Origin of the sequence: Pseudoalteromonas sp. NZS71_1 (genome assembly GCF_015864305.1) — a bacterium.
Classification (GTDB): domain Bacteria; phylum Pseudomonadota; class Gammaproteobacteria; order Enterobacterales; family Alteromonadaceae; genus Pseudoalteromonas; species Pseudoalteromonas arctica.
This window is the reverse complement of sequence record NZ_JADYXM010000003.1, coordinates 188604-201029: the sequence shown is the minus strand read 5'-3', so window position 1 is coordinate 201029 and position 12426 is coordinate 188604. Positions and strand designations below refer to the sequence as shown.

Genomic DNA, 12426 nt, shown 5'->3' with positions numbered 1-12426 from the left:
AGTATTAGGGCCTTTAATTAATTTTTTATGGCCACATTTACCATATATGTATTTCATCTAACAGAGGTTATTTATGAGTGATAAAAACGAATACACGCCACCAAAAGTATGGACGTGGGAAAGTGAAAGTGGCGGTAAGTTTGCCAGCATTAACCGCCCAATTGCAGGCGCGACTCATGACAAAACTCTACCTATTGGTGAGCACGCATTTCAGCTTTATTCTCTTGCGACACCTAATGGCCAAAAAGCTACAATCATGTTTGAAGAGCTTTTACAGCTTGGTTGCACCGATGCAGACTATGACGCATATTTAATAAACATAGGTGATGGCGATCAGTTTGGATCTGACTTTGTTGATATTAATCCAAACTCAAAAATCCCAGCGCTAATGGATCATTCAACCACGCCGCCTACTCGCATCTTTGAATCAGGTTCTATTTTACAGTATTTGGCTGAAAAATTTGATGTACTTATACCTAAAGATCTAAAAGCTAAAACAGAGTGTCGTAACTGGCTATTTTGGCAAATGGGCTCAGCACCTTACTTAGGTGGTGGGTTTGGTCATTTTTATAGCTACGCACCAAGTAAAATGCAATACCCTATTGACCGTTTTACCATGGAAACTAAACGCCAACTTGACGTGTTAAATCGCCATTTAAGCGAAAATGAATACATGGCAGGTGATGAATACTCAATTGCCGATATTGCAATTTGGCCGTGGTACGGATCGTTAGTGCTTGGAGCTTTATATGATGCAGCAGAGTTTTTAGATGTTGCCTCATACACCCATGTTGTACGCTGGGCTACGCAAATATCAGAGCGCCCCGCTGTTAAGCGTGGTCGTCGCGTAAATCGCACATGGGGTCCTGAAGAAGAGCAAATGGCAGAGCGCCATAACGATAGCGATTTCGAAGGTTAAATCTATAGAACAGCAAGTAAAGTCGTTAACACTTTAACCTGCTTGATAATTTTAAGGCTCAAAATAAATATTTATTTTGGGCCTTTTTACTTTTTAAACTTTTTTTATCCCTCCCGTAAACTATATTTACTTTACATTAAAGTTTTATTTAGCTGCGTAAAGGCTTATTAAGCTCTTTGTATTACCAGTATTGCATTAGTGTAATTTGCTAAATGGTTTACTTAATTTCCTAGGGGTTGTTTTTGAAAAAGGTTTTAATTAGTGCCATATAACAATTTAAGTAATAATGAGCGAAAAGAAGCGCTCAAGATTTTATACTCGAATGCTATTTCCGGAATTGCAGTCTCTGTACTAGTCAGCGTTGCTTTAGTATTTGCTTTTGATATAACTAATGAGAAAACTAACCACGATAAAGTAGTCTGGTTAGGCATAATGATGTGCGTGCTTACTTTACGTATTATTGATGTAGGGCTTTTTTTGAAAGCTCAAAATTCTCGCCAACCTTACAACACACATTCTTATCTAAATCGCTTTGCTATTGGCTGTATATCAACAGCTGTGTCTTGGTGTGGTTATGCTCTTTGGTTTCATAGCACTTCATCTACGGTGGAAGTTACTACTACCATCGCTATTTTATCGGCGCTTGCCGGTGGCTCTGCAAATTTGCTGTCTGGAAGTCGTTTTACCGCTGTTCTATATAGTTTTACTTTATTGGCGCCCTACTCTTTTTTGCTAGCGCTTTCAAACGATCACTACCAACACGTATTGGGGTTATTAGGTTTAACTTTTGCCACAATCATGATTGCCTCTTCGTACAAATCAGCCACATTTACACACAGTGCAATCAAGCTCAAAAACCAAAACAGAGAGCTGCTTAATGAAATGGAAAACAAGGTCGAACAACGCACTGAAGAAATTTACCGCTTATCGAATACCGATCCACTCACAAATCTATTAAACCGCACCGCATTTTTAAAAAATGCAAACAAACAACTAGCAGATAACCCTAAAGAACCCTTTGCTTTATTATTTGTAGATTTAGATGGTTTTAAGCAAATCAACGATTCGTTGGGTCATAAAGTGGGCGATAAAGTATTAAAAGAAATAGCACTGAGAATTAGTAATGTATGCAACCAACAACTCTATAAATGCCGTTGGGGCGGGGATGAGTTTTTAATTTTAGCAACGTATCAAAACCAAACTGAGCTTATCGAGTTTGCTAATAAAGTGCTTCAAAGCATTAGCGCCGAGCATGAAACATATAAATATCAAAAATGGGTATCAGCAACTATTGGAATGGCCATGTACCCTGAGCACGGGAGTGATTTAAATACCTTAATTCGCTCTGCTGATATTGCAATGTATCACCAAAAACGCATGGCTAAAGGTAATATCAATATTTATAACGATTCACTCAAATTAAAACAAGAAAGAGAGTACCTGTTGAGTCAACGCCTAGCCAGTGCCATAGAAGAAAACAGTTTAAGACTAGTATTTCAGCCAATTGTAGATAGCAAAACATCAAAAGTAACCTCTTTCGAATCATTATTACGCTGGCAACTAGACGGTGAAAATATTTTCCCTGATGAGTTTATAACTATTGCCGAGCAATACGGTTTAATAACCCAAATGGGCCTCTGGGTCATAGAACAAGCATGTATACAAGCAAATAAATTCAACCATTTACCGACAAAAATTGCAGTAAGCGTGAACGTATCGGTAATACAATTACAAGATCCAAATTTTGTAACTAAGGTATTAAAAATAGTAAACAATCACCAAGTAGAGCCTAAAGATCTGCATATAGAAATTACCGAATCAGTATTTGCCGAAGATAAAATCACGTTTTTGACAGCCGTTAAAGCACTACAAAAACAAGGCTTTTGTATTTCAATTGATGATTTTGGAACTGGCTACTCATCACTATCAAGCATGCTTGATATTGGTGTAGATATAGTAAAAATAGACAGAAGTTTTATTCAAAACATGGATAAAAGAGGGTTAAGTATTATTCATGCAATTGTACAAATGGCCTCATCTTTAGATTTTACTGTGGTTGCCGAAGGCGTTGAAACTATTGAACAAGCAAACACGCTTACTAATATTGGTGTATCTCACCTGCAAGGTTATTACTTTTCAAAACCGATGGAAGTAGATTTTGTAGATGCTTATTTAAATGAGCAAAATAAGCTGTGCCGTTGATAACCAAAACCCGCTAAAAGCGCTTAACTACCATATGAGTTTTGCGCTACCTTTCTTATTAGGGCTTGTTTATCTTTCGAGGTTGAACTTGCAGCAGACTGTTTGGTATTTAGGCAATACAGAGCCTATGTAGTGTGGTTATTCCCCATAAATAGCCGATAACGTAGCATTAATGCCAAACATGCGCTCCCTAGGGGAGATTGACTCTTTGTAACTAGGTTACAAACCTCGCGCCGCGATTAAATATTCCTTGGGTTGAACAAAGTTCAATCCTGAAAGGTCAATAAGCCCTCCTTAAAACATAATCTTACAATTACTTACACCCAGTACATAGTTATTAGCGTAGGCTAAATATAAACCAACTTACATAAGTGTATTACGTTTAAATTTACGCTAATTAGCAAACCGCCAGCGCTGGACCCTACGTTAAGTTGTGCGCTGATGTTGCTTATATAAGTGAATAATAAAAATGTAACGATACAACTAAATATAAAAAAGGAATTTGCATGATAAAACCACTTTGCTATTCACTCATCACTTTACTTACCCCCATTAGCGCTATAGCTCAAACAATGGCAATAAAAACAACGGATGAATTAGTATCAACCGATTCAGAGATTTTATTTGCATATAATAAAGAATCGAAACAATTAGAAGCTATCAATTTACTCACATCACTAAGTAGTGAACTTGCTTTACCAAAAAATGCCATCGGGTTTGATGTGGCTACACTTGCTAACATTACCGATAAACAAGCACTCGTACTAACAAGTGATGGCGTATACAAAGCCCATGCTGGTAAACCAACACTATTGTTTAATTATGAGTCGGTTCTAAATCAATTAAAAATAGATAAATTTGAAAAAGTAGACTTTGTCTTCGATGCCAACAACGACGGTCTAAGCGATATTTTCATCCCTGGGTTAGCAAGCAGTACTTTATACATTCAAAATAAAGATGGCAGCTTTAAGCCTAACAAATTTAAACAAACACCTATGTATGAAGGCAGCTTTTCAGGAAAAGGGCTTTCTCTAGAAGTTAATATTAACAATAAACCCGTCGTTATTGATTTTAACCACGACGGGTTAAGCGACTTGGTTTTTTCAAATGACTTTGGAGCAGATGTACTACTTGCTAATTCAGAAGGCTTTGAGCAAAAGCTCACCTCAATTGATTTTAACATCGAATTAGGCGAGCTAAGCAATGGCGAAACTCGCAAAATAAAGCAAATTATTGATATTAATAACGACGGATTTCTAGATTTTACAACTAAACAGTTTAAGCCAACGCAAGGTATGGATTCGTTAGATATAAAAATAGCACATACTTTGTACCTAGGAAGTGCTAAAGGCTTTAGTAATACGCCCATTACCTTATTTGAAACACAAGGCCCTAGTGAGTTATTGCTCAAAACTGATTTTAATAATGATGGCTTAATTGATTTACAAAAAATGGATTTAGATATTGGCTTAGGTACTATTGCGTCTATGGCATTGGGCGGTGGCAGTACTGATGTAGATGTAGAAATGAACATTTATAAGCAGCAACCCGACGGCTCATTTGCCAATAAATCGAGTATAGAACTTGATTTAGAAATGGAAGTAGGAATGAACGGCGATGATTCCGAGCCAGCCCTATATTTAGGTGATATTAACGGCGACAGCTATATTGACGCAGTATACAAATACAGTAAAAAAACGCTCTATATTTATTACGGAGAGCAAGACTCACTGCTAAATGATAAACGTAAAAAATTAAAACTAACGCTGCCTAAAAATAATAAAGATATTCTTCTGGTGGATATAAACCAAGACGGTAAAAAAGATTTTGTATTTAAATTTACCGAAGAAGATGGCACCAGCAAAATAGAAACACGCTTAAATTAAGCCAATAAAAAAGCCCAACAGAGTTAACCGTTGGGCTTTGGACTTAAGACTTTCGAGTAACAGTCAGCTTTACTCTAAGTTATAACACCTAAGCAGTTACATTTAGCAGTGAATCGCCATCACTTAAACCAAACTTCTCTTGCACTGATGCAAGGATTGATTCTTTATCTTCATCAGACAACTGGCTTGAATACTCAGTTAATAGCTCATCTAAGTAGCTGACTACTTCGTCTGTATCTACTGATTCTAATGAGTTCTGTGGCGGCGGTGGTGGTCTTTGACCTTCCACTCGTCCTGCATCACCAATGCTTTTAGCATCAAACTCAAGTTCGCTCATTAAATCAGCAAGCTCTTTTGTTGGTTCAATACCTTGTTCTTTAAATGCCGCTTGAATACTTTGCGCGTTTTCTTCGGTTAAGTTTTCAGCGTCAAACTCTGCAAGCGTTTCTTTAACAAAATCGCTTTGCTCTGTTGTTAGTTTTGCAGCCTGACTACTTTGTTGCGGCATAAAACTCGCAGAACTACTGTTAATACTATTAATCATTTTAGTATCCTTTCAGCGTTCACGACGAGGTGGTTTATGATCGCTAAGTTCTTGTTCACTAATTTCGCTATTACCATCGGCATCTATAGAATCAAAAATTGTTTGTGCATCGCCGTGTGGCGGTTTTTTAGCACTAAACTCTTCAAAGCTAATTACGCCATCACCATCAGTATCAATAGTTGAAAAGTCAGGTTTTTCAGGAGGATTGTCACCGCCTCGAGCAGCTACATTAGCTGAAAAAGCAATAGATAATATTGCCACAGTGGCAAGAGTTGAAAAATGCTTCATAGTAATAACCTCGTATTTAAGAATTAAACTAAGCTTACGCTTTAAAAACGCAAACAATGTGCAAATAATGAGGAAGTAATAAATTATTTTAATAAAAAATAGTAATCTAAATGCTTATTTAAAAAGTTCTGGTTGATTGCTTTGCAATCAATATATAAGCTAATAAAATAATACGATTAATTACTCTCAGGCAGTAGTGTTACTGCCCTTAATTCTCAAAGCTGATATACTGCTTGAGCCAATTAAACAAACAAATACAGAGCACTTTCATAAATAATGATTAATAACCAACCCTACTTAGCAGGCAATCTGTGAAAATACCTAAACGCCTACAACCCCTTGTTGATGATGGCCTTATTGACGAAGTTATAAGCCGACTAATGAGCGGTAAAGAAGCCGATGTATTTATTGTCCGCTGTGGTGAGCACATTCGCTGTGCGAAAGTGTATAAAGACGCGGTTAAACGTAGCTTTAAAAAAGCGGCACAATACCAAGAAGGCCGAAAAGTACGTGGTGGACGCCAAGCGCGTGCTATGGGTAAACGTTCTAGCTATGGCCGTCAATTAGAAGAAGAGATTTGGCAAAATGCCGAAGTTGATGCGTTATCTCGTTTAGCTGGCGTGGGTGTACGTGTTCCTGATACTTACTTTTGTATTGATGGCGTGCTGCTTATGGAACTCGTTTCGGACGAGGACGGTAACGTAGCCCCTCAACTTGGACATGTCGTTTTTAGTGAAGAGCAAGCGATTGAGCAGCATAAACTCATGATGCATTACATTAAGCTTATGCTTTGCGCAGGTATAATACACGGCGATTTATCTGAATTTAATGTACTTGTAGATAATAACGGTCCTGTAATTATAGATTTACCGCAAGCAGTTAACGCTTCAGCAAATAACAGTGCACAAGCGATGTTTGCACGCGATGTAAATAACATACGCCGCTACTATGGTGAATTTGCGCCAAGCATACTAAAAACTCAATACGCTAAAGAAATGTGGGCATTATTTGAAGAGGCAAATTTAACGCCTAATTCAACGCTTACTGGTGAATTTGAAGACAGTGACGAACTTGCCGATGTAGATTCTATTCTTGATGAAATTCAAGCTGCCGAATACGAAGAGTTTGACCGTTTAGAGCGAATTAAAAATGCTGACGATGATGAGTAACTCATCGTCATAGCTCACTAATACCTCTTACTGCGGGTGCACAAATCGGTAGCCAACCCCATAAACAGACTGAATAACACTTTCAGTTTGTGTCACTTCATCTAGTTTTCTACGCAACTTTTTAATATGGCTATCAATAGTACGATGGCTCACAATACGCTGATCGGCGTACATAGAGTCCATTAAACTATCGCGCGAATAAATGCGATTTGGGTTGTTAAACAAAGGTTTAAATAGCTGAAATTCAAAGTTCGTTAGCTCTATGCTGCTTGATTTGTATTTTACGCTGTAAGTGCTCTCGTCAAGCTTCATTGTTGACTCTGTAACATCACTTGCGCTACTTAATCGCCTTAATATAGCTTTAACTCGCGCCACCAGCTCAGCATAACTAAACGGCTTACAAATATAATCATCTGCACCTAACTCAAGTCCAAGCAGCCTATCTATTTCTTCTACTTTTGCCGATACCATAATAATAGGCACATTTGAAAAGCGCCTGATTGCTTTACATAGTTCTATACCACTTTGACCAGGTAGCATTATGTCGAGCAAAATTACGCTCGGCCTGTTAATTTCAAGCCAAGGTAATACTTCATTCCCGTGATGTATTTGATGAGTAATAAAGTGATGGCTGCTTAAAAAGTCACTCATTAAGTTAGCTAGCTTTACTTCATCTTCCACAATTAGTATTTGTTCACTCATAAGCATCTCTGTAAGTAACCTTAACTTTATTTTGTAAACTAAATAGTTGGCAATCTAATAATAATAGCAAGACCGCCTAGAGTGGCTTTTTCAGCAGCTATTTCACCATTATGGCCTTTAACTATATGCTGGCAAATAGATAAGCCCAAGCCCGAACCTCCCTCTTGGCGATTACGCGAACTATCTACTCGATATAAATACTCAAACAAATGCGATAAATGCGACTGCTCTACACCTACGCCATTATCTTCAATTATAAGCTCTAAGTAGGTTTGCCCTTTAATGCTTATATTGTTAGCCGTTAATGAAATAGTGGTGCATTGTGCATAATGCACCGCGTTCATTAAAATATTATCAAGCAACTGTAAAAGTCGGGTTTTATCTGCTTGTACCGTTATATGTTTAGCGCTATTTAATAGGTAAATTTTTATATTATGCTGCTCAAGTATAACCTGATATTTTTGCTCAATAGTATTTAATAATAAAGCCATATCAGTAGGTTGCATAGTGTAATGCATACCACCTAACTCTGCGCTATTAAGCATATGCAAATCATCAATCAAGCGCTTTAAATGCAATGCCTCGTCGTTAGCCGAGTTAATATTTTTTGCATTAGGCTCACGTATGCCAAGTAACATAGCTTCAAGTTCACCGAGCAAAATACTCATTGGCGTTCTAAGCTCGTGAGAAATATTGGCAAGCCAACGTTTACGCACCTGCTCATCTTTAGCGAGTGTAAATGCAAGAGTATTAAAATCTTCGCTTAATTGACCTAACTCGTCTTTTCGCTCAAGCGTAAGTTTGGTTTCGTAATTACCCTGTGTTAAGCGATGCATACCATTAGCAATTTGCTTTACTGGGCTAACTAAGTGGCGAGACAATAAAAAGGTAACTAGCAATGTAAGCACTACCGCAGCTAAAGCAATAAACCATAGGTAGTTAGTTTGCTGCTGTAAAAAATCTAGCTCATATCCATCAACTAAGCTGTCTCTTTTAGATACGGCTAAATAACCAACTGTTTTATCGCTAACTGTAATTGGGGTTGTTATATATTTTAAATCGTTGCGGTATTTTCCCACTACTCGCTGTTTATTTTCGTCAAGCAAAGCGTAGTGAGCAATATTTTCTCGCGGTGGGCGACGATCCTCTCCTAAACGCATATGATCTGGCGGCGGTCGACGCATCATTCGCCCACGCGGACCAGGTCCTTCTTGTGGTCTAGGTAAAAATTGGCTACTTTCTAACTGCGATTCAACAAGTTTTCTAAAATTTTCGCCATTGCCGACAACACGCTCCCATGAGGGTGTTTGTTCGTATTGCTTTGATAGTTGCACAACAAGTGGTTCTAGCGCTTTCACCTCTTTTGCATTAACAAAATCAATTACGCCTTGACCTATACTCCATTGTATAAGTATCACCAGCCCTGCAATAACACTAAAAGTGAAGCTAAATAGTATTAAAAAAAGTTTATTATGAATTTTCATTAATGCGTATTTTCAACCTTGCTAGGAAAGCTTTCAAAACGGTATGTTATAAACTCTTTGGTTTGATCGTTAACATACAATGTAGCAACTATTTTTTTGCCTTGAGCGGTCCAATACATATGACCATGATTATTTAAAGTAACCGATACGGTATTTATACCACTTTTAAATAAGTTAGCAGGTAAATGTAGTGCATGTCCGTAAATTCGCTGTATTTTAATCCCATTAACATACAAATGAGCATGACCTCGTAAAAAACCAGTATCATCGTTTTTAGTCACGCTCATCATTTGTTGCATGTTCATTGCGCCCTCAGGAGGCACAGATAAATCATAGCGCTGCGTATCTAAAATTAAGTTATAACCCGACATACTATCTTTTAATAGCTTAAGGCTTAATGCCGGAATTGGCGTACCACTTGGCACTACTATTGGCATATGGCTATGATCCATCATTTCCTGCTGCGCAAAGAGCTTAAAGCTCAATAGCGCAGCAGTAGTTAGGATCAATGCGTATTTAAAATAACGCATAGTAACTCCTTACATTCCCGGTGGTGGACCCATTGTTTCGCCACTATCACAGCGACCAATTGAATTATCGGCTAATTGACCTTTAAAACGAGGCCCTATTTGATAAGGGAAAGAAGGCTGTAATTTACCATCACTGTCTAGCGTTAGTGTTATATGGTAATGATAACCCTTGCCATCATTTGTATTATGTCCGTTATGCTCATCTAACTGCGCACCGGTTACTGTTTTTTGTGCGTAGTAATAATCTTCAAAATAATAACCGTCATCAGCATTTAATGTATTACCTGAAAGCGTAGTCACTTCTGCGCCAATAGCAGGCCCTGCATCACTTGTTTGTGTACCTAGGCTAACGTCGTATTGATCGACTAAAGTACAGCTTCGCTCACCCTCAGTACCACAACCACCTTCACTTTCTGACGCGCCATAGTCACGCATTTCCCAGCCACTTAATGCAAGTTGACCGTTACTTTCATAAGGACCGTAAAGTGGATAACCATCAGCTGCAAACCCATAAATAGGTGAATGCGCATCACCATCATCTTCAAGTAAATCAGCTAAGCAACTAGTGTAAAAATGGTGATGATATTCACCGTTAGCAGCATGTCCGCCACACACATCAACATCGTATTGCTCTGCAATTGGCGCTAATGTATACCAAATATTATTACCGTAGCTCATACCATCGCCCCAGTTAAATATACTGGTGCCATTAACCATTAAGCCAACCGTCCCTAAACCTGTTTCGCAGGTTTCAGTGTCAGATAAATCGGTAGGTGTTATGGGAAAATACGCCTCAACGGTTTGTTCTGTCGGGCAACCTGGTCCTGGAGGCCAATAGCCTGCACCGCCTGTGTCATCACAGTTTTCAGTGCTGCTGTTATAGCCAATATCTTCACCAAACGAAATAGTTTGACCTACTGCTGCTGAGGTTACACCGTTATAAAAATCAGTAGCTGCACGCGGGCGATTATTAAGTGCGTCTACTTGGACTTGTGTAAGCGTTACGTCATATTTAGGGATGTCAGTTGTTTGCACATACATGTATTCAACGTCAGCATCTTCCTCAGTAACAGTAACAACCTCAACTGATTGAACATCTTCAACCACTGCGCCATTGTTTTGTATATAAGTGGAGGTTGTATCGTTGTTAATTAACCAGCTGGTAAGTTTTGCACTATTATCAACTGCACCAGTATCTGAGCCTGAGTCTGATGAAGCAATAACATTAACTATAACTGTATCTACAACGACATCGTTTGTGCCGTCATCTGCACTGATTTCAAATACAAGTGCTTCATCGGTTAAAACTTCAGGTGCAACAAACTCAGTAGACGTTGCAGTACTTGAAGATAAGCTAACGGTAGTGCCTGATGTTTGTGACCAGCTAACGGATACTTCGCCATCATCTTCAACTGTTGAAATTAAATAAACGGTATCGCCCGCATTAACAGTTTGGTCAATACCGGCGTCAACCGTTGGAGCACTATTACTGACTGTCTCGCCGTCTGTTGTAGTACTTGTAGAATCGCTGTTACATGCGCTTAAAGCGATACAAAGCGCACTTAACGCAAATAACTTAGTTACATTAGAGGCTTTTGTTTTAAAAAGTGTTTTCAATGCTTGAACCTTTACTTTAACGTTTAATAAAACAAAGTTAACAAGTAAAAGTGCAAACATTGTGCACAAACTAAGGAAGAATAAACATAAGACTAGGGCGTGTTGATCTTTGGTGGTTGAATTTGCAGCAGTATGTTTGGTTTTTAGGCAAGGCAGAGCCTATGAAGTGTGGTTATTCCCCATAAATAGGCGATAACGCAGCATAAAGACCAAACATGCGCTGCCCTTTGGGTTCTTTCTAGGGACGATTGACTCTTTGTTGCTCGGTTTTTACTTAGCCCACTAGGTTACAAACCTCGCGCCGCGATTAAATCGCCCCTAGATTGAACAAATTTCAATCCACAAAGATCAACACGCCCTAAATTTGTGGTCGTTTAAGTACAAATTTGTCTTTAGTGGTTGCATAGTAATCTCCACCCATTCTACCTACCGCATCTAAAAGTGTTGGGTCAATATAACCGTCAACAAACACTTCATCGTCAACACAAATACCCACTATGTCTAGTAACATCATTTGCCCGCCACCTGGCTCGCTTGAAATAGTAATAACTTCGCGTAGCTTACACTCATAGCGTACTTTTGAATCAGCAACACTCGGCACTGCGACCATTTGGCTATCAATTTTAGTTATATTTGCAGCATCAAACTCACTAACATCACTAGGATAATTAGCACAGCTTTGATTCATTTTTTCAACCAGTTCATGGCTCACAATGTTAATCACACATTCTTTAGTCGCTAATAAGTTAATTAATGTATCTTTACTTGGTTTATCGCGTGGATTTACTTGCGTCACACTCAATACTGGTGGGTTACAACTCGCTACTGTAAAAAATGAGTAAGGAGCAATATTAGCCACATCGTCGCTACTTAATGTACTTATCCATGCAATTGGACGAGGGCTGATCCCGCCAACTAAATACGAATAAACATTAAGCTCTTTATTTACAGTTAAATCTAAAAACATACTTTTCCTTTTAATACATTAAAACTAAATCTTAATTCAAGTTAGTTACGTATAGGTTTGGCTGACTCAGTTAAATAACAAGCTAATTTTTATCTCTATTTAAAGCAATAAACAAATT

General features: G+C 38.3%; 11 protein-coding genes. 4 read left to right on the top strand and 7 right to left on the bottom strand.

Annotated features, from left to right (window positions below; translation table 11 throughout):
* Positions 1-73: 73 nt before the first annotated feature.
* From yghU to I6F43_RS06225, 3 genes are all read left to right on the top strand, one after another.
* Positions 74-919 (top strand): glutathione-dependent disulfide-bond oxidoreductase, encoded by an 846-nt coding sequence (yghU, locus tag I6F43_RS06235; RefSeq protein ID WP_007581288.1) that lies wholly within the window; start codon positions 74-76, stop codon positions 917-919.
* Between the two features lie 261 nt (positions 920-1180).
* On the top strand, positions 1181-3121 hold the full coding sequence (locus tag I6F43_RS06230) for a putative bifunctional diguanylate cyclase/phosphodiesterase (protein ID WP_197101473.1): 1941 nt from the start codon (positions 1181-1183) through the stop codon (positions 3119-3121).
* 506 nt (positions 3122-3627) lie between these two features.
* The gene (locus I6F43_RS06225) at positions 3628-5007 is read left to right on the top strand and encodes an FG-GAP repeat domain-containing protein (protein WP_197101471.1); all 1380 of its coding nucleotides are present in this window, start codon (positions 3628-3630) and stop codon (positions 5005-5007) included.
* Positions 5008-5095: 88 nt separating this feature from the next.
* On the opposite strand, the gene I6F43_RS06220 is transcribed toward I6F43_RS06225, so the two are convergent.
* Positions 5096-5551: a hypothetical protein gene (locus I6F43_RS06220; RefSeq protein ID WP_197101469.1), complete on the bottom strand. Its 456-nt coding sequence runs from the start codon at positions 5549-5551 to the stop codon at positions 5096-5098.
* Between the two features lie 12 nt (positions 5552-5563).
* Positions 5564-5839: an EF-hand domain-containing protein gene (locus I6F43_RS06215; protein ID WP_197101467.1), complete on the bottom strand. Its 276-nt coding sequence runs from the start codon at positions 5837-5839 to the stop codon at positions 5564-5566.
* Between the two features lie 311 nt (positions 5840-6150).
* On the opposite strand from I6F43_RS06215, the gene I6F43_RS06210 reads away from it, so the two are divergent.
* Positions 6151-7008, top strand: coding sequence for a PA4780 family RIO1-like protein kinase (locus I6F43_RS06210; protein WP_007376869.1), 858 nt, complete (start codon positions 6151-6153; stop codon positions 7006-7008).
* A gap of 27 nt (positions 7009-7035) precedes the next feature.
* On the opposite strand, the gene I6F43_RS06205 is transcribed toward I6F43_RS06210, so the two are convergent.
* From I6F43_RS06205 to I6F43_RS06185, 5 genes are all read right to left on the bottom strand, one after another.
* Positions 7036-7710, bottom strand: coding sequence for a response regulator (locus I6F43_RS06205; protein ID WP_197101465.1), 675 nt, complete (start codon positions 7708-7710; stop codon positions 7036-7038).
* A gap of 38 nt (positions 7711-7748) precedes the next feature.
* On the bottom strand, positions 7749-9194 hold the full coding sequence (locus tag I6F43_RS06200) for an ATP-binding protein (protein WP_197101463.1): 1446 nt from the start codon (positions 9192-9194) through the stop codon (positions 7749-7751).
* Positions 9194-9724 carry a hypothetical protein gene (locus I6F43_RS06195; protein ID WP_197101461.1) on the bottom strand — a complete coding sequence of 177 codons (531 nt, stop codon included), beginning with the start codon at positions 9722-9724 and terminating at the stop codon, positions 9194-9196. Before I6F43_RS06195 ends, I6F43_RS06200 begins: the two co-directional genes overlap by 1 nt.
* Positions 9725-9733: 9 nt before the next feature.
* Positions 9734-11401 (bottom strand): YHYH protein, encoded by a 1668-nt coding sequence (locus I6F43_RS06190; RefSeq protein ID WP_197101460.1) that lies wholly within the window; start codon positions 11399-11401, stop codon positions 9734-9736.
* Between the two features lie 298 nt (positions 11402-11699).
* Complete coding sequence (locus I6F43_RS06185; RefSeq protein ID WP_197101459.1) at positions 11700-12308, bottom strand: flavin reductase family protein; 609 nt, start codon at positions 12306-12308, stop codon at positions 11700-11702.
* Positions 12309-12426: the final 118 nt, after the last annotated feature.

Bases quoted from the DNA above. Each gene is read 5' to 3' on its own strand.
- I6F43_RS06185 (WP_197101459.1), bottom strand. From the start codon at position 12,308: ATGTTTTTAGATTTAACTGTAAATAAAGAGCTTAATGTTTATTCGTAT.
- I6F43_RS06220 (WP_197101469.1), bottom strand. From the start codon at position 5,551: ATGATTAATAGTATTAACAGTAGTTCTGCGAGTTTTATGCCGCAACAA.
- I6F43_RS06225 (WP_197101471.1), top strand. From the start codon at position 3,628: ATGATAAAACCACTTTGCTATTCACTCATCACTTTACTTACCCCCATT.
- I6F43_RS06195 (WP_197101461.1), bottom strand. From the start codon at position 9,724: ATGCGTTATTTTAAATACGCATTGATCCTAACTACTGCTGCGCTATTG.
- I6F43_RS06190 (WP_197101460.1), bottom strand. From the start codon at position 11,401: ATGTTTGCACTTTTACTTGTTAACTTTGTTTTATTAAACGTTAAAGTA.
- I6F43_RS06215 (WP_197101467.1), bottom strand. From the start codon at position 5,839: ATGAAGCATTTTTCAACTCTTGCCACTGTGGCAATATTATCTATTGCT.
- yghU (WP_007581288.1), top strand. From the start codon at position 74: ATGAGTGATAAAAACGAATACACGCCACCAAAAGTATGGACGTGGGAA.
- I6F43_RS06205 (WP_197101465.1), bottom strand. From the start codon at position 7,710: ATGAGTGAACAAATACTAATTGTGGAAGATGAAGTAAAGCTAGCTAAC.
- I6F43_RS06200 (WP_197101463.1), bottom strand. From the start codon at position 9,194: ATGAAAATTCATAATAAACTTTTTTTAATACTATTTAGCTTCACTTTT.